Below are 18754 nucleotides of genomic sequence, written 5' to 3' on the forward strand. Positions count from 1 at the left end.
GAGGGATGATGCGACCCCAGGGATGTGGTGCATCCGCGTCTTACCCGCAGGGCCTGAGCCCGGCAGCAGCCCACGCAAACAAAAGAGGGGGCGCTGCTGCCGGACGTCTTCTGGACGGCCCATCGCGTTGCATTGCGTCGCCGGGGTCCGGCCGCAGCTATCTCAGAAGGCGAAGGATTGCCTTTCGGTGACATTCCCTGCGAACGGCGGATCGTGGTGATCGTCGCCGAGGGGTGGCTGACCGGGGCCTTTGAGGAACGGGTCTGCTACTCGTCTTGAGGATGCGGTGAGCGCGACTGCGCTACCGCTCAGCGTTAGCCCGGGAACGTCATGGGATACTGCCACCTACAAGCGTTCGACCCCTTTGAGGGGTGACGTGGGTGCCGAGGGCTATCGCAACCGGGCACGTAGACAACCCGAAGGGACGCAACCCTGCCGCTGACGGGCATCCTTGGGACGCTGGGCGGTCGGTATCGGGCGTCCGCGTGAGCGTCGGTGTGTCGCGCTGATCGTGGTTATGCGGCGCCCGCCGGTGTGGTGGCCAGGACGTGGCAGATGCGTTTGGCGGCTGTGGCGGGGTCGGTGACGTCGTTGATGGGTTCGGGCCATGACCACCAAAACAGCCAGCGGTCGTCCATCGGGGCGGCGGAGATGATCTCCGACAGGGTGGTGGCTTGGGGGTTGATCACCCGTAGGCACGGTAGCCGTTCGTCCGGGGTGAGCAGGCGGGCGTGCAGGCCGAGGTCGTGTAGGAGTTCCTGCAGGTTGGTGAGGTGGGTGACGGCTTGCGCGGCTATGGCGGGGTTAACAGGCTCGGGCATGGCTGGCTCCAAAGGATGGGCAGGTGGTGGGGAGGGGGATGGCCTGCTGCCTGCTGTTCACGGGGCGGGCGGGTATGGCGGCTGGGGGTGTTCTGGCTGGTCCTGGTTGCGGCCGGCGGCTCGCCGGGCGCGGTAGATCGACCACAGAGCGGCAGAGAGGTAGCCGATCAGCAGGGCAATGACCAGGGCCAGAGACACCGGCTTGGTCATGCTGGCAGGCGCCAGCAAGGCGAAGACGATGTCGCCGGCGGTCAGCAACACAGCCAACACAATGATCGTCTTCTGGCGAGACATGACCAGAGACTCCATTCACGAGGGAGACAGAACCGGGGAAGGCTCAGGGGCCCGGGTGAGCTGGAAGCGGCCATGAGCAGCCCAACAGCGGACCCGGTTACAGTGCCCGAGCTAGACAGAGATGAGGGGCTCGGCCTGCCAATGAGTTCCTTGCTCGTCACCGACGCGGGTAGCTGCCGGGAGCGGTGAGTGAGTCGACCAAGGTGGCGGTGCCGATCAGCGGGATGGACAGGACAGGAGATGGTGGCCCACCACAGCTCTCTGACCTTCCGGCCGGTAGAAACCCGTGAGCGAACTGAGGCGGGTCAGCTATACGGGGGAGCGGAACAACTCCTCGACCTGCGCTGGTGTCGGGTTGAGGTCGAGGTGGCACCACACCAGGCGCAGCCTTCTGGTGGGTGTCTGGTAGCTTCCCCATCGTCCGCGCGACAGGCGTTGCACGATTGCCAGCCCGCGCCCATGCTCGGAGTACAGATTCGGTGTCTGGGGTGGGATGGTGGGCGGGGTCTTACACGCCGATCCGGGATCGGTTACCGACAGCCGGAGGTAGTCCGGTGCCTGCGACAGGTCGAGCGTGATGGCATCGGCGTCGTCGCTGGTGCTGGAGGCGTCGGAGTGTCTGACGGCGTTGGTGACCAGCTCCGATGCCGCCAGGGTCACGATTTCCCGGGCTGGATGCTCGACGCTGAGCCATCGGCAGATCGCGTCGCGGGCCAGATACGGAGCCCGGTCACTGAGTGCGAGCCGGAGAGCGCCGAGTTCGTGAAGTTCGTGAAGATCGACCCGTGTGGGTGGGTAGTAGATCACCGTATGTGTCTCGCTCGTCCTCAATCGTCAGCCCGCAGGCGTTTTCAGGTTGTGGTGGGTGCACCGCGTGTGGTCTAACAAGTCATGCGGACTCCCGCATATCGATGATCTGCTGTGACGTCTCCTTGTGCTGGTGCTCGACCCACCACAGGCGCCGGTCAGCCTCGGCTCGGCCGTCCCACTCAGCAGGGCCGCCCTCCTTTGGAGGGCACACCTGCGCGGGCCGGGCACGCCCGACCCAGGGGTAACCGGCCGCGTTGCCCTTCGCCCAGATCGTGTAGTCGCCGCCCGCGATGGTCTCGGCGTTCAGGACGATCGTGCGGCTCGTTGCGAGCAGTTGAGCCACGATCACGTCGGCGTTGCACCGTGTGCACTTCTGCGGGCCGGTGGAGGTCACAGCCGACCTCCCGTGCATAGGGTGTGCGGTTCCCGAATGGACAAAGTGATCACTTCCGGTGGCGCGGCGGCGGAAGGCCGTACGGGGTGTGGGCCGCATCGCCGCCGCGCCGGTCAGGTCCCGTGGCAAATCTCCAGCGGATCTCCAGCATCGCCCCGGGGACGGGCCAACGGGCTGGCGTTAAATAACCGTGCCGAGCCTGCGCCAGTGGTTGCCGGGCCTGCGAATCACGCCCGGGTGCTGCTGGTCGCGAACGCTGTAGGCGTCGTGGTCATTGACCCTGGCGTACTCCAGTCGCGTCTCCTCGGCTACCTCGTACCGGTCTTCATCCACGTCGATGTCGTGGAGGTCCTCGTCCGAGGAGTCGCCTCCGGGGCCGCGGCCGAGGAGCGCGCCCAGCGTGCGGAAGTCGTCACCGGGCCGGCGGATCTCGACCTCCGGCCGGTCCTTGTCGCGAATGGCGTAGTCGTCGCTGTCCCCGATCGCCGCGTACTCGATGCCCGTGCCGTCAAGCAGCGTGAACTTGGCCTCTTCCACGGCTACCTCCCACAGGTCGGGCTGAATCGATCTGGCTGTCATGGGAGTTCTCCCTTGCGTTGATTCTTCGATGGCGCCGGGCACCGAGGCCCGGCCTGGTGCCCGGCCCGCCGCCTGCCCGGCACGGCGGGCCGGGGGCTTCACGGGCGGGGACCGGCCAGGCGCTGGATGATCGCCACCTGACCGGTCAGGCCCGCCATGAGGTCGATGGGATTGCGGCACTCCACAATCCGCCGCACCCCGGCGGTCACCTCCTCCAGCGTGAGCCGCCAAGACGGCTCAGCCCTCCAGACCAGCCCCGTTGATGTGAGGCCGTAGCTGATCCACTACGGGTGGAAGGTGGTGCGCAGCACGGCGAGCTGACGGTCCCGCATGTCGAGCCGTAGCCATGCCCTTATCGCAGTGTCCTCGACGGCGGCTTGCATGAACGGGCTTACGTTCGCGCCAATCAGGTCCATCTTGGCCACCGCCCCCGTACACTCAATCGCTTTGGTCGAATTGAGATCAATGTCGGAATTCACAGCTATGGCCTTCCTGATCAGCGGTTACGCAACGTTCATTGGATTTCGCGTTTCCAGGAGAAGCGCAGTGCCATAGTGAAAGAGTTCGGGGGAAACATCCAAGGGGGTGGATGTTGGAACATCGGTTTCCACCAATTCCACCAACGAGGAGATCGATCTGAATGCCTCGTCGCCCTGACGCCGTCGATCCCTCCGTGTCGCCTTGGCACTTGCTGGGCTCGGAGCTGCGTTACTGGCGCGATGAGGTGTGCGGTCTCAGCCAGCGTGAGGCGGCGGCGCAAGCGCTCTGCGACCATGGCGACCTATCCAGATGGGAACGCAGTCAGGCGCAGGTGCTGCCTGACGTAATAGAGCGTCTGGATGCCCTGTATGGTGCACAGGGACGGCTAAAAGCGCTGCGTGCCTTTGCTGGCGAGTTTGACCGACTTCGCCAAGTCGTTCCCGAGGAAGCTAGCGATCTTGCCGAGGATGATGACATGCATCGGCGTGCTGCGATGCGACTGCTCGCCGCATTGGGCGCAGGAGCAGCCATTCCGCCAGGCACCCTGGAGACGTTGTTCTCCGGCATTGACCATGCCGTCGCCGACCGCGGAATTCGCGCCGATGACTGGGAAGAGATCGCGTGGGAGCACGGCTTCTCCTACTACACGCAGGCGCCGGGCACGCTCATCCACGCAGTAACCGCGGATCTGGCCGAAGTCTCCCGGCTCCTCCAACGCACCTCCTCCACAGTCGCCCGTACAGGCTTGCTCCGCGTCAGCGCACAGCTCGCGGTCCTCATGGGCATGGAGATGAGCGATGTGGGAGAGCTGAGACCCTCACGCCAATCGTGGCAGCTGGCCCGCCGCGCCGCCGACGCGACCGGAGATCGGGAGCTGCGGGTGTGGGTCCGCGGGTGGGAGACCGAATACGGGTTCTGGGCCGGACGGCCCGCCCCCGTCCTTGCCCGCCTGGCTGAAGACGCTGTGCACATAGCCAAGGGCACAGCCAGCGCCGGGCTGGCCGAGGCGCTCCGAGCGCGGGCGTTCGTCGCCGCATCGCAGGGCGATGTCCATACGGTACGTGCCGCCCTCGGCGAGCTGAGGAACGTGCAGGAGCGGCTGCCCGGCGACGCGACCAGCGACCAGACAACACCCCTGTGGAGCTTCGTGGAACGCGATGCTGCCTGGGCGAACGCCTACTCGCTGGCCCTGATCGGGGACACGGCGCAGGCAACCGCCGCCGTGGACAGGGCGATCGCTGTCTGCCCGCCCACCTTCACCGGGAACATCATCCACTACGAGCTCGTGCGAGCTCTCGCACTCGTTGGTGAAGGCGACATTGACCACGGGCTCGCCCATGCCGTGACCACCGCGCACGCCTGGCCAATCAGCACGATCCGTCGCCGCACCCTCGGACGCATCCTGGACGCGTTGCCAGGGAAGGGGCGCGAACTGGACGCCGCTCGCGAGCTGCGCAGCCTGACGGCCAGGCCTCCGGCCGACGCGTAGCGACGCCCGAACCTGCCGCGCACCTCTCCCTTGCGTCCGCAGGTCGTGCACGGCCAGTACCGCCACGGCAGCACCTACGACCGGATGCCGGAGCAGGCAGCGACCGCGAGCGGCGATCTCCGGGCCATCGCCGAGGCCCGATCACGAAACATGATCCCAAGAGAGCATTCGAGTTCTTGAGCCCCACACAGGCTTGACCGGTGCTTGGATGTGTCCGTGGCCAAGCCGGGCGTGTCCCACCCTCCAACCCTTCCTATCGGGCCCTTCTATAGGGTGCCGCTTGGGTCTGGCATTACTGTCCGTCCCGAGGGGCCCGAAAGCCGACATCGCAAACCGGGGCAGTTCGGTCTCGGCTCTCGGCCCGCCAATGTGCCGGACGCGTGCCGAAGAGCATGTGACGAGCATGAACTCGACCGCTTTCGCCTCGCCGAAGACGGTCGAGAATCGAGAAAGTGCAGGTCGGATGGGGTGTGAGGTGGTAGGGCGCCCGGGGCTCGAACCCGGAACCTACGGATTAAAAGCTCGGCCGATCACAGTTCCAGACAGTTCAATGCAGGTCAGAGGGCGTGCGTGGTCCATCCTGAACGCCCTCGGACGGCTCTGTATTGCAACCCGGACTGCAACTCTAAGAAAGGTCATCGGCGGCGTTCGTGGAGCCCAAGATGAGTGCGACAATCAATCGTATCCCTGTGATGAGCGCGGCCGGTAGAACGAAGAAGAGCCAGAACCCCCAAGCCTCCCGCCCCGCTGTCCAGGCGATCATGAGCGTCACGATCAAGGCGACAAGAGTGGCGGACAAGTAGAGGATCTTGCGTTGCGGGCTACGGGGCGTCACAAAGAACGATGCCACAACAACAACGACAGGTACCGCGTACACAAGGATCACGGCAGCGACTATCGCGTGGACTCCTCCGCTTCCGCGAGCGTTGGCAGTGCGTTGCCCGTATCACGACAGCGCAGGCTATGGACCCTGAATAGCGCCCATACCGTCCGCATGCCAGCATCGTATACGTCAATGCGGCGAACTTGACCGAGCCGATCGCACAGGCACTCAACAGTCCTCCGCATCGGGGTGATCAGCCGCGGGGTATTTCCATGCGGCCGTCTAGGCGGGCATGTCAGAATGGCCAAATGCTGAAGTTGATCCCGGGTGCGGACTACACGAACGTCCGTGACGTTCTCACAAAGATCTTGATGGGCGCGCAGAACGTGCACGCCCAGCAAGGTCCAGGTGTCGACTTTTACAACGCCTACATGGCGTGGGTGCACGAGTCGACACGCCAGTTTCGCAATCAGGTCAGACCGATAGAGATTGATCGGTTAATCGCCACTGCCCGGTACAGAATGCTGTTGTCGGTGCCATTCCCGGCTAGCGTTCCTGTGCGGGAATTGCTGGTGATCGAAATTCAGGACCGTATCGACGAACTCAAGCAGACGCTGGATGACTTGCGGCTCCAGCGGGAGCGATGGATCGCACGTGGCGGGTTCGTCGTCCCAGACACGACATTGTTCATGCAGCACCCCGTCGACATCGAGTCGTGGGATCTTGTTCCCTATCTGAATGACCCGAACGAGGCCCCAGCCATCGACTTGGACAACGTCGACATCCACGTGGTCATCCCGATCTCCGTCATCGACGAACTGGATGCCCAAAAGAATCGTGGGGAAGCAAAACCACGAGGGCGGGCGCGCAAGACTTTGGCAGTCCTGAACCGTCTCTTCCGGGACCCGACCAGTATCGCGACACTGCGCGAGCCAGGCTTCCCTGCCACTGACCCGGACGACAAGGTGAGGCGTGGCAAGATCAGCCTGGAAATCCTTTTCGATGACCCTGGCCATGTGCGACTACCGACCATGGACGACGAGATCATCGACCGTGCAGTGCAGGTACAGGCGTTTCGTGGCCGGAGCCCGATCAGGTTCGTCACTTATGACACCGGTCAATCGCTGGACGCGCGCAAAGCGGGCCTCGAAACGATCAGAATCGAGCAGCCAGAGGAGGCCTCCTACAGTGGCACGAAGGCAAAGCCCAACAAGAGATCTATGAGTCGCGATGACCGTCAGTGAAAGTGAAAGCGCTTCTGGCATCATGCAGCGCTCCGAACTGGTGCTTTGGGGGCTGCCCGCTTCTCAACTAGGCGAAGTAATCCGGACATAGTCTGGATCTTGAAACCCGGCCCACGCGCTGGAGGCTTTGGTGGATCCTGGTGTCCCCCGTGCCATCAGGATGAACCCGGCTCCCTGCCTTATCCGGTGGGTCGGGACTGAGGAACGAAGTTCCGAACCGTCGATCGCCCCCAACCACACTCAGACGCCAGTCACCGTCAGGCGATCGTGAAAGGCGGCATGAGGACGGAGATCATCAGCGCATGGTGGCCGCTTCTTTATGAGCACGATCATTCACGGGGTCGTACGGCTCCTGTTACGTAGAGCGCCGGTTCCGACGTCTGAGTTGAGCTGCCTTCGTTCGTGGCCGTTGTCGTCACAGCTCCAGCGGCGGCAGTCCCCGCATATCTCGGTAGCGCTGCCGCTCTGCGGTCAAGCTCTCCGACCCGTTGGGGCCACCCATGACGACATCGGCGTTGTGATCATCCTGTCCGTCGTCCTCCCACCAGCATTCTTCGCAGAACCCGAAGCCGCCGCGGTACTGAAGGGTGGGGTGGAAGCAGCATGGGCACGTGTACGGCTGATCGCCTGGCGGTAGCCGGAGGAAGTCTCCGCCCTGTTCTGCCATCACGGACAAGACCCATCGCTTGCGTTCGCGGATCTCCTCGATGCTGGGGTGGGTCATATCCGTCATGATGCCGTACGGCTCTGAACTTCCGCATCTCGATCGGCAACGCTGTATCTCCTCCTGCCCTGTGCCCGGATAGCTGCCAGAGACCCGCGACTCGCGCCCGCGGTTCCGTCCGGAGTTGCCTCCTACCGTCTGATGATCACACCCGCACACTGGCATACGGTGGGCCGGGGCTGAGGAACGAAGTCCCGGACCGTCGATCGCCCCCAACCACGCCCAGACACCAGCCAATATCAGGCGATCGTGAGGGTGGCATGAGTAACGGAGGCGACTTGGGTCGTGTTCGCGATCACCCCGGCGCGGCGTCCCCGTCGGAGGTGGCTCTTGATCGACGGGATCCGTTCATGGGACGTTATGTTCCGTGGATCAATACCGGGGATCTCGCTGGCACAAAGCTGGTTGGGCACTAGCGTTCTTCAATTTCGGTTGGTTGCTCGCGGGGTTGGGGTTTGTGTGGTTGGACACCACCACGCCATGGCCGCTGTGGCATCAGTTGCCCTTCTGGGGTCTCGTCTTTGCGAACATAATCATTAATATCGTTGGACGTGCTCGATACAGTGCGTCATCCAAGCCTGCTCCTGGACCGGGCGAACTTCACTCGCACCGTGGCGCTGGCTGATCATCTCAATGCCGCGTGGGAACCTTGCCCGCGCGGCTCCCGCGCGAGAACGGCCCCCAGGCCGCACGCGCAGCGCGGGAGGGCCGCGCGGGCGCGGCGGCATAGCCGCCGCCTTGATACCTACAAGAACAATTCGGCAGTGCAGGGCTGCATGCCTGATGTGGTCACGCGGACGATTCGCTCAGGCTTCGATGTGCTGAGTTGATGGCAAGCAGGAGTTCACGGGCTGTGGCGTCTCGCTTGCCGGTGAGTGCGTTCTCTACTCCGGCGAGTTGCTGGAAGGCCCAGCGGGATTCGGTGCGCTGGGCGGTTTCGAGAGCAAGGCGTCCGCTGGCGACGCCTTCGTTGAGGTCGCCGATGCGGAGTTGGGCGGCGGCGATGTCGGCGTAAACAGCGGCGATCTTCTTGTGGTCGGTCTCGTGTGACAGGGCGTTGAGGGCGGCTTGGCCTTCGTCGATGACGCGCTGTTCGTCGCCGAGATGCACGTAGGTCGATAGCCGGTAGGCGGCCATGCGGCCAGGGTCCAGGAAACGGGTCCAGGCCCGTTCGCGTTGAGGGCGTGCGTCGCCGTAGGCGTCCTTCGCCTGTTCCAGGCGGATGAGTGCCTGCCGGTCGCCGAGACTGGCGAGTTCTTCGGCTTCGCGGGCCAAGAGCCAGGCTCTGGTGGCGTCGTCGCCCTGGGCTGGTAGGTACTGCTGGGCGAGGCGGATGTTCTGGACTGCGGGGGCGCCTCGGACGGCGTACGAGCGGTAGCCGTAGGTGCAGGCTTGGATGATGGGGTGTCCACTCTCCTGGGCAGCCAGAGTGGCGATGTGGTCGAAGGCTGTGGACTGTCTCGGCTGTTTGATTTCCCAGGCGATCCATGAGGCCAGAACTGCTGCCTCGCCTGTGGTGGCGGCTAGCCGGCGGCGTAGGCGGTCGGGGAGTCCGGCTTGGAGGAGGGTGCTCACCTCGTTGAGGTGTGCGGTGAGGCCCTGATAGAGGGAACGAGCGGGCATGACCTCTTCGAGGCGGTGGAACCCGATGGTGCGGGCCTCTAGCCGTTCGACCGTGTCTTCCTGATCGGCTCGCGAGCCGGTGAGGGCCAGGGTGAGGCGCTCCCATGGGTTGGCGATCGAGGCGGCGCTTTCGGCGGTAAGTCCGGCTGCGAGGAGCAGCATCGTGCGGCGGTCCATGTGGCCATCCAGCCTTCCCACGATCCAGGCCAGCGTCAGCACGTCAACGTCGCAAGCGTCGTCAGGCTGGCGCGAGCCGACAACAACTTGTTCCACGTTAAGAAGGCCACTTGCTGGTGTTCCATCCCGCGTCGGGATGGGTGTCGGTGGGAGTGGAACGCCGGTGAGGATGCGCGGGGCGAGGCCGAGTGTCATGCGGGCGGGGTCGGGCATGCCCAGGCCCTCGGCGATGCGCTCGAACACGTCGAGCGCGGTGACTTGAGCCTTGTCCTTCATGTACTCGCTGACTTTGCCCTGGCTGAAGCCCACGGCGACGCCGATGCGGGTTTGGCTGACGCCTGCGTACTGGCGGATGAGCCGGAAGAGGTGGCCGATATCCCGCTTTGTGAGGGCAGTGCGCATTTCGGGGCGTTCCCAGAGGTCAGCCGGTACTACGACCGGTTCGGCCCCGTCTGCGGGCATCTGCGGTATCCCCTTGCGTCCTTGGACTGCCGGTGACTCCACGCTCACCGTTCGGAGTTATCCCGTCAAGGGATATTGCTGATCCCGTCCGAGGATTCCGGCTCGGGATGGGTTGCCTTCGCGCAGGTGAACACGCTTGTCCCCATGACTGGGAGCGATCAACCGACAAGTGAGAGGTGCCGGGCCTGCCGGGCCAAGGGATGGCGCTGGGTGCGCAAGAGCCGTGCTGATGCGCTGCGTCGTCTCGACGGGAAGGCGGTCGAGCTTGTGCGGGTGAACTGCTTCGAGTGCTCGGGTGTCGGAAGGAGGCAGGTGTCGTAGTGGAGATCATCTCGGACTGCATGAGTCCGCACGTCGAAGGGGTTCGGGAGGGGCACATGCAGTTGGTCTGGCGCAAGCCGTCCAAAGCGGAGGAGCGTGCCCGGGTGGTGGCCTGGTCGTGCCACTGCCGGACGATCGTCTACGAGCTGTGCCGTGCGGCCGGTCAGTCGTACATCCGCCGGACGGAATACGATGACAACGGGGAGTCGGTCTACGAGACCTACCGGTGGTCCTTCAAGGAGGCTGCGGAGGTCTGGGCCGCCTTGCTTGAAGGTCAGGCGGTGTAGGTCGGTTCGACGGCGCGGTGCCCGAAACGGGGCCGCGCCGTCGCTCTTTGGGGTACGTCTATCTGTCGGAAGAAGGGGTTGCCTAAGCAGCATGCGCTGATAGCCTGCTTGGCTAGACAGGCATGTTGAATGTGGAGCCCTGATGTCATTTGAGTACACGCCTCCGAAGTACGCGCAGCTGATCGCGGAACTTGAGCGGCGCATCGACTCGGGCGAGTATCCGCCCGGCTCCCCGCTGCCGAGCGAACACCAGCTCATGGCCGAATTCGCCATGGCGCGCCCGACCGTCGTCAAGGCGCTCGGCGTTCTCCGGGATCAGGGCTGGATCGTCACCCACCAGGGCAAAGGCCGGTTCGTGCGCGGTCGCCCTGCGATCCCGACGGGGCAACAGGTACGAGCCGGGCGGGAACTCCTCGACCGGAAAGAGGCCCAGGTCTCCAGTCGGCTGCTCTCGGCTGGAGAGGTCCCCGCACCGAACAGGGTCGCCGCTTATCTCGGGATCAAGCCCAAGTCGCCGGTCATGCTGCGGCAGACGCTGGTCGAGCACGACAACGAGCCAACCGAGATCTCTTCGACGTGGCTTCCGGTTGAGGTCGCGCAGGGAACGGCGCTCGCCGAGCTGGAGGAGTTGAAACAGGGGGTTCGGCGTTACGTCGAAAGCGCGGCCGGCGCTTCGCTTGATCACATCATCGAGCACATCACCGCGCGCAATCCGACCAAGGAGGAGTGCGGCCTCCTCGGCGTCAAGAGCTCGGCTGCGCTGCTGACCGTCTATGCGGTGGCCTGCGATGCCACTGGAAAGCCATGGGTCGTCGTCGAGTCCGTACTGCCTGGAGACCGCCACGAATTGGAGGACGCGTACCCCATTCGCTGACCCAGATGGAGCTACGAGGCGGTTTCAGTCGTTCCGACCGACTGCCGCCACTCCAGGGCTTCGGCTGTGTCGCGGTACTCCAGAAGGTGTTGACCAGCGATCTTCTGGAGTAGGTCGCGCACCTCGGCCGGCGTGGCGTGGAAGAACTCTCGTCGCAGGTTCACCTTGTTGAGTCGGCGATCGCTCAACTCTGCGTGCAGTCGTGACTCCAGTCCCACCGCATCCTCACTGAAGATCAGCGCATGCGTGTCGAACCTGAACGGCACTGACGCGTCCCCCAGTTCACGCACGCGGTCTTCAGGCTCCAGCCGGCGGGTCATGCCGATCTTCACGACGTTCTCCCCGAACGCCCCGATGTTGGAGATGACGTACACGTACCCAGCCCTGGTGTTCGCCTCGCGGGCCTCCACGTCGGCGACCGCCGCACCGATCTCCTCCAGCTTGGCCTTCAACTCGTCCACGCTCTCCGCCGACGCGGCACCGTTCTTCAGCAGCTTGGCCAGTGCCGATCGGTAGTGCGCCTCCTCCTTGCGCAGGCGCGTCTTCTCGCGCTCGAACTCGCGGCGCGCGGCCTCCTCCTCGCGCTGCTGCTCGCGCTGCGCCCGGATGAGTTCCTTCTCCTCCTCCTGCTTGGCCAGGTAGTCGGCTGTCAACTCCAGTTCGTGGATCCGCGTTCGGTGATAGTCAGGGTGGACGTGGATGTTCATGGTCCGTCCCAGCTTGACGATCGTCTCCACGACCTTCTCCAGCCGATCGATCGCCGATTGCAGCTTGTACGGGCGCATGGTTCGCACGCAGTTGTCCGCCTCCGCGTTGTATGCGCGCAGCATCAGCCTGGAGAAGTCGCGAACCATCTTGCGTCCCTCGGCCGCCGACCCGTTCACCTGCCAGTTGGTGGCGCCTACGACGGCTCGCCCCTCTCTGGCCATCTCCTTGATGCGAGCCTTTACCCGCGTGAGTTGGTCCTTATAGGCCACCGCGTCGCTCAGCGGATGCCGGTACTCGTAGACACCCACCTCCTGGAGCAGAACGGTCTCCTCGGTCTGCACGACCCGTCGCTCCGTCTCATGAAGGCGCCGGGTGGCGTCATCGATAGCGGTTTGCAGTCCGGCGTGCTCTACATGCAGGGCCTCGGTCATCGCCGCGATGCGCATGGCGTCCAGCCCACCCAATCGCTCCACCCATTGGCGTAGCTGGGTGTTCTCCTCTTCGAGCCGCTTCTTGCCGCCGAAGAGTCCACCGCTCTTGCGTTCCGGTAGCTGTGGTGCGTTCGTTGCTGGTGCAGTCGGCACTTCTTCCAGAACCCAGAATTCCCAGCCCTTGGGAGCTGGTGGCCACGACGGGTCCGGTTTCCACCCCTGTGGCGGTTTCCACCCGCGAGGCGGGACCGGCCAGCCAGGGGGCGAATTGAACTGGTACTCGGGCATGTGCGCTCCTCCCCTGCAGACGACAAGCCACACAGGTGAGATAGCTATGAGCCCCACAAGGGTTACAGGAAGCGGGCATTCGGAGCCGTCTTGGGAGCTATCACCCAAATTTCTATTTCGCCCTAGTTTTGCGCGTCGGAGTTCCAGCTTTCTTCGGCCTGTCCACTTGGTGCACTTGACTGTCCAAGTGAACGTCATGCTTAATGGGCTTACAACTTGGTCAGTCAAGATGGCTGACCGCTCAAGAAGAGAGGTTGGCAGACATGGCAATCCAGGGACCCATCCCCGTGACGTTCGCCCAGGTCTTCCCGCACGGCTGCTACGCCGTCGGGGAGGTCGAGCAGGTCAAGGACTTCGAGGCTTCGGCGAACGGCAGGTTCGTCCAGGCGAGGGACAAGCAGACGGGCGAACTCGTCTGGCAGATCCCCGTCATGGACGCCGACCCGTCGCTCAAGGCGGCCCAGAAGACCGTGGCAGTCAAGATCCTCAGCCCCACTCAACCGGTCGCCCCGGCTCCCGTCGCGGGGCTGCCGTTCACGCCGGTCGAGTTCGACGGACTGACCGTCACTCCGTACGTCAACGGGTCCGGGCGGCTCGCCTACTCGATCAAGGCGCGGCAGATGCTCGCGCCCCGCACCAAGTCCAACAACAACAGCAAGGAGGTCGCAGCATGAGCACCGGCTACAGCTACACCACCATCCAGGTCACGCCCAACGAGGAGCCTCGCATCGGGGTTGCGATCTACCCGGACAGCTCGGCCCGGGTGACGTACTTCCCGGCCGACAAGAGCTCCCACGCCTTCATCGACATCGCCTTCGCCGCCGCTCACGTGAGCATCGGCACGACGAAGGACGCCGAGATCACCGACGAGCGTGTCGCGTTCGCGCGTCAGTTGCTCGACGCGGCGGCGGCCTTCCTCGCCGACTGCGAGCGCCTGCACGCCGAACAGCAGGCGGCGGCCTGACAAGCAAGCGGGGCCGCTGGAACTGGTCCTTCCGGCGGCCCCTCATCTCCCCTGACGCGAATCACGAGAGGTCTACAGCCTAATGTTCAAGAGGCTTCCTGGTGACGAGGCGCGCAATCTCGTCACCACCACCCCAGATACCGCAGTCGTGTTCCAACCGGCTGTCGTGCGGACACCTGCCCTGGTCACACTCGTCACCTACGGGTGGCGCTTCGTCGCCGCGCTCGTGCGTACGATCTGGCGGCACCCGGTGGCGACGTCCGTGCCCACTGTCCTCGGGTTCACCTGGTACCAGTACGGCTGGCCGCTGGCGGCGTCCCTGTTCGGGGTCGTCGTGCTGAGCCTGCTCTCCTGGGCCTTTATCGACCGGCCCTCATTCGCTCGCCTCGTCGGCTGGCGACTGCTGGCCTGGTGGCGGTTGATGTCCCTCTACCGCCGTCACTGGCAGTCCGTCATGGACGTCTCCGGCCTCGGCAAGCGCGTCCATGGCCGCAGCTACCTACCCCGGCTCGTCCGCGTCCAGTGCGACGGCTGGGCCGACCGGATCACCGTCCGCATGCTGAGAGGTCAGGCGGTCAAGGACTGGTCCGATCGCATCGACAACCTGGCCCACGGCTTCGGCGTTACCTCGTGCCGGGTAGCGCTGATCAAGGGCGGGCAGCTCCTGCTCATCTTCCCGCGCCACGATCCGCTCGCCTCGCCGATATCCGCGCTGCCCGTCCCTACCGAGCCGACCGTCGGGCCGGTCGAGATCGGCAAGCAGGAGGACGGCCAACCGCTTCGGCTCAAGGTGCACGGCACTCACGTCCTGATCGCGGGCGCGACCGGGGCCGGCAAAGGGTCGTTCCTGTGGGACACGATCCGCGGATTGCTCCCCGCCATGCGGGCGGGCCTGGTCGAGATATGGGCGTTGGATCCCAAGCTGATGGAGCTGTCGTTCGGGCGAGCGCTGTTCCAAGGCCGGTACGCCGCCGACCCGGCCGACTGCGCCGACTTGCTCGACGAGGCCGTCAGCGTCATGCAGAAGCGGGCGGCTCGCTTCGCCGGTCTCCAACGTTCCCACGTCTCGACGATCGAGGATCCGTTCGTCCTGGTGCTCGTCGACGAAGTGGCGTTCCTGACCGCCTACCAACCCGACAGACAACTCCGGCAACGAATCTCCGCCGCCCTCGCCACCCTGACGACCCAGGGCCGCGCGGTCGGCGTGTGCGTCATGGCCGCACTCCAGGACCCACGCAAAGAGGTCATGAACATTCGCAACCTCTTCCCCGACAAGATCGCCCTCCGACTCGACGAATCCGAACAGGTGGACATGGTGCTCGGAGACGGTGCACGCGATCGAGGCGCTTTGGCTGATCGCATCTCACCGGTTCCGGAACTGGGCGCGGGTGTCGCCTACATGCGGTTGGAGACCTCGCCCGAACCGATCCGGGTTCGCGCCGCCTACGTCTCCGACGCCGACATCCGCGCGATGGTCGCGCAATTCGGGGAGGTCGCATGACTCTCGCCCACCTCCTCGAAGGGCTGCGCTGCGCGTCCTGCGGCACGCCCAACGCCCTCTGGCTCGACCTGATCCGCGCCCTGGCCGAGTGCCGCGAGTGCGGCCAGACCGCGCTGAACGTCACCGACACCGACGAAGGGAGGTCCCTATGACCCATGCGCAAGACCGTGCACTACCCCGAGCGGTACGCCTGTCGATGCCACTCGCCCGAGACGTCGTCGAAGAGGTCGCCAAGCTCCACGGCGTGTGCATCCGGCCCGTCCCGCTCAAGCGACTCGACACCCACACTGGCAAGTGGGAGATCATCGACGTTCCCTGTGGCTCGTCGATGGACAGCAAGTGCCCGCCATGCGCCAAGCGCAACAAGCAACTACGCAAGGCCCAATGCCGCGAGGGCTGGCACCTCGACGAGGAACCGACGATCACCCCAGATGAGCCGAACGAGGAACAGCGCTGGCTCGTTGAGTTCCGCGCCGACATCCAGGCCCAGCGCGACAACACCGAACGAGACGGCGGCGACACCACCGACCTGGACGCGGTGATCGAGGGCCTGGACGAGGAGATCAACGCGGCGGGCATGCGGGGGAGCGTGCTCGGCCGGACGACCTCCAAGCGCTCACGCTCGACCAGGCGGCGGCAGGACGCGCCAGACCTGCCCAAGCGCAAGACGGCGCACACCACGCTGGGCCGGACCTTCCAAGCCCCGGACGGCAGGACCTATCGGCCCTCGTTGTTCGTCACGCTCACCTTGCCCTCGTACGGCAAGGTTCGTGATGGCGTGCCCGTCGATCCGCAGACCTACGACTACGCTCGGGCGGCTCGGGATGCGCTGCACTTCTCCAAGCTGGTGGATCGGTTCGTGCAGAACCTGCGCCGCGTGGCAGGCTTCGACGTGCAGTACTTCGCCACCGTGGAGCCACAGAAGCGGCTCGCTCCACACCTGCACATGGCAATCCGCGGGACGCTACCGCGCGCGGAGATGAAGCAGATCGCGGCGGCCACCTACCACCAAGTGTGGTGGCCCTCGGTCGATCACGTGGTCTTCCAGGGCGAGCACCTGCCTGTCTGGCAGGAAGGGGCCGGCTATCTCGACCCGGACACCGGAGAAGTCCTGCCCACCTGGGACGAAGCCCTCGACGAGGTGGACACCGACGAGGACGCCGAGCCGCTGCATGTGATCCGCTTCGGCGAGCAGGTGGACGTCAAGGGCGTGCTCGCGGGCACCAAGGACGCCGACCAGTGCATCCGCTACCTGTCCAAGTACCTGACCAAGAGCCTCGGCGACGGGCTCGACGGCCAGGCCCAGCAGGAGCACGCGACCCGCTTCGTCGATGCCCTGCGCTTCGAGCCCTGCTCGCCGACCTGCCCGAACTGGCTGCGCTACGGAGTCCAGCCCAAGAACGCCAAAGCCGGGATGGCCCCCGGTCGGTGCCGGTCCAAGGCGCACAAGCCCGAACACCTCGGTTACGCAGGTCGCCGCGTCCTGGTCTCCCGCAAGTGGTCGAACAAGACCCTGGCCGAGCACAAGCAGGACCGCCGTACCTGGGTCCTGGAAGCCCTCGGTAAGGCCGACGAGCCGATAGACCCGCACCGCTACGTCTGGAAGCCTGTCCCGGCCAGTGACGCCAACGTGGCCCCGCTTGCTGTGCGGCTCCTGCGGTCCGTCCGTGAGCGGCAACGCTGGCGCGCTCATATGGCCGAACTCCAATCCAGCGCAGACGGCCAAGATCATTCGGCAACGGAAGGGAGGGCGGCGTGATGGAACGACTCTTCTACCGGCCGAACGACGCGGCCACAGTCCTGGGGATGAGCCGTACGGCCATCTTTCGACTGATCAAGACCGGCGAACTCCGGTCGATCAAGCGCGACGGATACCGCTTGATCCCTGCTGCCGCCCTGTTGGACTTCGCCCGTGACCTGGAAAGCAAGGAGGCGGCGTGATGGCGCGCAAGCCCAACGGCCGTTCCTCGATCTTCCTCGGTAAGGACGGCAAGTGGCACGGCTACGTGACCATGGGGGTCAAGGACGACGGCACACCCGACCGCCGCCATCGGATCGGCGACACCGAAACCGAGGTGACCCGCAAGGTCCGCGAGCTGGAGAAGAATCGGGACTCCGGCAAGTCCGACAAGCCGGGGCTCGCTCCCACCGTCGCCGAGTGGATGCGTACGTACCTGGATGAGATCGCGCCACTCAAGGTCAGCGAGCACACCCTGCAGAGCACCTATCGGCCCAAGACCGAACACTGGATCATCCCGCGCCTCGGCGCTCATCGCCTCGACCGGCTACGGCCGGAGCACTTGGACGCCTTCTACGCCTACCTCGCGCAGCAGGGTCTCGCCCAGAACACGATCGTGCAGATCCATCGGATCCTCTCTCGCGCACTCAAGATCGCGGTGCGCAGGGAGAAGATCGTCCGCAACGTCTGCACTCTGATCGACGCACCTACCGCGGAAGACGTTGAGATCGAACCACTGGACGCTGACGAAGCCCGGGACGTCCTCGACGTGGCCAACCTCCAGAGGAATGGAACCCGTTGGTCCGTAGCGCTCGCGCTTGGTCTTCGGCAATGTGAAGCGCTTGGCCTGCGCTGGAAGTACGTGGACCTCAAGCGAGGCGTCATCCGCGTTTTCTGGCAAATCAAGCACCAGCGTTACCGCCACGGCTGCAAGGACCCGCACGCCTGCGGCCAAAGGCTCCACCGCTACCCGTGCCCGAAGGATTGCCCCAAGGCAAAACGCACCTCTGGCCGCAAGCACGTATGCAGCAGGGAAGGACAGAAGTTCTGCGCTCCCGACTGCGCCAAGCACGCGACTTCCTGCCCTGAGCGCGTAGGCGGCTGGGCCTTCGCGAAGCCCAAGGGCAAGAGCAAACGAACCGTCATGATCCCGCCCCCGCTGATCCCACTCCTCAAGCTTCACCAGCAGGCCCAGCAGGTCGAACGAGAATCCGCGGGGGAGCGGTGGCAGGACTATGACCTCGTTTGGTGCCACGAGGACGGACGCCCCATAGATGCCGGCCAGGACTGGGACGAATGGAAAGAACTCCTCCGCCTGGCCGAGGTCGAGAAAGACGCCCGTGTCCACGACGCCCGTCACACCGCCGCGACTCTCCTCATCGAACAGGGCGTGGACATCAGCGTCGTTCAGGAAATCCTCGGCCACTCACAACTGACCACGACGAAGCGCTACACCCACATCACGGCGACACTCTCGACCGAAGCAGCAGCCCGGATGGGCCGGGCTCTCTGGGGCTAACTGCAACTGGAAATGCAACTGGGCGGGCTTCCGGATCATGGAGATCGGGGAGTCCGCCCAGGTCATTGGTGGTAGGGCGCCCGGGGCTCGAACCCGGAACCTACGGATTAAAAGTCCGTAGCTTTGTTCCTACATGCCAGAGCGTGCCGTGTTCTGTCGCACGGGGTTCAGAAGTGCCAGCACAAATGTATCGAATCCGGACA

21 protein-coding genes are annotated in these 18754 nt (G+C 64.8%); 11 read left to right on the plus strand and 10 right to left on the minus strand.

The window, feature by feature from the left end; translation table 11 throughout:
* Positions 1 to 515: 515 nt before the first annotated feature.
* The 6 genes from ACWDRB_RS58875 to ACWDRB_RS58900 all read right to left on the minus strand — a co-directional run bounded on the left by ACWDRB_RS58875 (position 516) and on the right by ACWDRB_RS58900 (position 3377).
* Complete coding sequence (locus ACWDRB_RS58875) at positions 516 to 821, minus strand: hypothetical protein (RefSeq protein WP_449910245.1); 306 nt, start codon at positions 819 to 821, stop codon at positions 516 to 518.
* A gap of 57 nt (positions 822 to 878) precedes the next feature.
* The gene (locus ACWDRB_RS58880) at positions 879 to 1115 is read right to left on the minus strand and encodes a hypothetical protein (protein WP_449910247.1); all 237 of its coding nucleotides are present in this window, start codon (positions 1113 to 1115) and stop codon (positions 879 to 881) included.
* A 309-nt stretch (positions 1116 to 1424) separates the two neighbouring features.
* Positions 1425 to 1922, minus strand: a complete 498-nt coding sequence (locus ACWDRB_RS58885; RefSeq protein ID WP_449910249.1) for an ATP-binding protein — start codon at positions 1920 to 1922, stop codon at positions 1425 to 1427.
* 82 nt (positions 1923 to 2004) lie between these two features.
* Complete coding sequence (locus ACWDRB_RS58890; RefSeq protein ID WP_449910251.1) at positions 2005 to 2319, minus strand: hypothetical protein; 315 nt, start codon at positions 2317 to 2319, stop codon at positions 2005 to 2007.
* Between the two features lie 180 nt (positions 2320 to 2499).
* Positions 2500 to 2898 carry a hypothetical protein gene (locus ACWDRB_RS58895; RefSeq protein ID WP_449910253.1) on the minus strand — a complete coding sequence of 133 codons (399 nt, stop codon included), beginning with the start codon at positions 2896 to 2898 and terminating at the stop codon, positions 2500 to 2502.
* A 284-nt stretch (positions 2899 to 3182) separates the two neighbouring features.
* Positions 3183 to 3377, minus strand: a complete 195-nt coding sequence (locus ACWDRB_RS58900; RefSeq protein ID WP_449910254.1) for a hypothetical protein — start codon at positions 3375 to 3377, stop codon at positions 3183 to 3185.
* Positions 3378 to 3586: 209 nt separating this feature from the next.
* Between ACWDRB_RS58900 and ACWDRB_RS58905 the strand changes: the two genes are divergently transcribed.
* Positions 3587 to 4867 carry a helix-turn-helix domain-containing protein gene (locus ACWDRB_RS58905; protein WP_449910256.1) on the plus strand — a complete coding sequence of 427 codons (1281 nt, stop codon included), beginning with the start codon at positions 3587 to 3589 and terminating at the stop codon, positions 4865 to 4867.
* A gap of 625 nt (positions 4868 to 5492) precedes the next feature.
* Here the strand turns inward: ACWDRB_RS58905 and ACWDRB_RS58910 are convergent.
* Positions 5493 to 5753 (minus strand): hypothetical protein, encoded by a 261-nt coding sequence (locus ACWDRB_RS58910; protein WP_449910258.1) that lies wholly within the window; start codon positions 5751 to 5753, stop codon positions 5493 to 5495.
* Positions 5754 to 5998: 245 nt separating this feature from the next.
* On the opposite strand from ACWDRB_RS58910, the gene ACWDRB_RS58915 reads away from it, so the two are divergent.
* Positions 5999 to 6934, plus strand: coding sequence for a PIN domain-containing protein (locus ACWDRB_RS58915; protein ID WP_449910260.1), 936 nt, complete (start codon positions 5999 to 6001; stop codon positions 6932 to 6934).
* Positions 6935 to 7349: 415 nt separating this feature from the next.
* Here ACWDRB_RS58915 and ACWDRB_RS58920 read toward each other — a convergent pair whose 3' ends face one another.
* Positions 7350 to 7658: a CPCC family cysteine-rich protein gene (locus tag ACWDRB_RS58920; RefSeq protein ID WP_449910261.1), complete on the minus strand. Its 309-nt coding sequence runs from the start codon at positions 7656 to 7658 to the stop codon at positions 7350 to 7352.
* A gap of 789 nt (positions 7659 to 8447) precedes the next feature.
* Positions 8448 to 9860, minus strand: coding sequence for a helix-turn-helix domain-containing protein (locus ACWDRB_RS58925; protein WP_449910263.1), 1413 nt, complete (start codon positions 9858 to 9860; stop codon positions 8448 to 8450).
* A gap of 380 nt (positions 9861 to 10240) precedes the next feature.
* On the opposite strand from ACWDRB_RS58925, the gene ACWDRB_RS58930 reads away from it, so the two are divergent.
* Both ACWDRB_RS58930 and ACWDRB_RS58935 read left to right on the plus strand, forming a co-directional pair.
* A complete protein-coding gene (locus tag ACWDRB_RS58930; protein WP_449910265.1) occupies positions 10241 to 10528 on the plus strand; it encodes a hypothetical protein in 288 nt (95 codons plus the stop codon).
* A gap of 142 nt (positions 10529 to 10670) precedes the next feature.
* Complete coding sequence (locus ACWDRB_RS58935) at positions 10671 to 11402, plus strand: GntR family transcriptional regulator (RefSeq protein ID WP_449910267.1); 732 nt, start codon at positions 10671 to 10673, stop codon at positions 11400 to 11402.
* An 11-nt stretch (positions 11403 to 11413) separates the two neighbouring features.
* Here the strand turns inward: ACWDRB_RS58935 and ACWDRB_RS58940 are convergent, their stop codons facing one another.
* Entirely contained in the window at positions 11414 to 12829 is a 1416-nt protein-coding gene (locus ACWDRB_RS58940; protein WP_449910269.1) for a DUF4041 domain-containing protein, read from the minus strand.
* A 263-nt stretch (positions 12830 to 13092) separates the two neighbouring features.
* Here ACWDRB_RS58940 and ACWDRB_RS58945 point away from each other — a divergent pair, with 263 nt between their 5' ends.
* From ACWDRB_RS58945 to ACWDRB_RS58975, 7 genes are all read left to right on the plus strand, one after another.
* A complete protein-coding gene (locus ACWDRB_RS58945) occupies positions 13093 to 13503 on the plus strand; it encodes a plasmid replication, integration and excision activator (RefSeq protein WP_449910271.1) in 411 nt (136 codons plus the stop codon).
* Positions 13500 to 13793 (plus strand): hypothetical protein, encoded by a 294-nt coding sequence (locus ACWDRB_RS58950; protein ID WP_449910273.1) that lies wholly within the window; start codon positions 13500 to 13502, stop codon positions 13791 to 13793. Before ACWDRB_RS58945 ends, ACWDRB_RS58950 begins: the two co-directional genes overlap by 4 nt.
* An 82-nt stretch (positions 13794 to 13875) precedes the next feature.
* Positions 13876 to 15294 carry an FtsK/SpoIIIE domain-containing protein gene (locus ACWDRB_RS58955; protein ID WP_449910275.1) on the plus strand — a complete coding sequence of 473 codons (1419 nt, stop codon included), beginning with the start codon at positions 13876 to 13878 and terminating at the stop codon, positions 15292 to 15294.
* Complete coding sequence (locus tag ACWDRB_RS58960) at positions 15291 to 15446, plus strand: hypothetical protein (protein ID WP_449910277.1); 156 nt, start codon at positions 15291 to 15293, stop codon at positions 15444 to 15446. Before ACWDRB_RS58955 ends, ACWDRB_RS58960 begins: the two co-directional genes overlap by 4 nt.
* Positions 15443 to 17053, plus strand: coding sequence for a replication initiator (locus tag ACWDRB_RS58965; protein ID WP_449910279.1), 1611 nt, complete (start codon positions 15443 to 15445; stop codon positions 17051 to 17053). The genes ACWDRB_RS58960 and ACWDRB_RS58965 overlap by 4 nt, the downstream gene beginning before the upstream one ends.
* Complete coding sequence (locus tag ACWDRB_RS58970; RefSeq protein WP_349454367.1) at positions 17053 to 17235, plus strand: helix-turn-helix domain-containing protein; 183 nt, start codon at positions 17053 to 17055, stop codon at positions 17233 to 17235. Before ACWDRB_RS58965 ends, ACWDRB_RS58970 begins: the two co-directional genes overlap by 1 nt.
* Positions 17235 to 18551 carry a tyrosine-type recombinase/integrase gene (locus ACWDRB_RS58975; protein WP_449910340.1) on the plus strand — a complete coding sequence of 439 codons (1317 nt, stop codon included), beginning with the start codon at positions 17235 to 17237 and terminating at the stop codon, positions 18549 to 18551. The genes ACWDRB_RS58970 and ACWDRB_RS58975 overlap by 1 nt, the downstream gene beginning before the upstream one ends.
* Positions 18552 to 18754: the final 203 nt, after the last annotated feature.

It is taken from the genome of Nonomuraea sp. NPDC003707 (assembly GCF_053587055.1).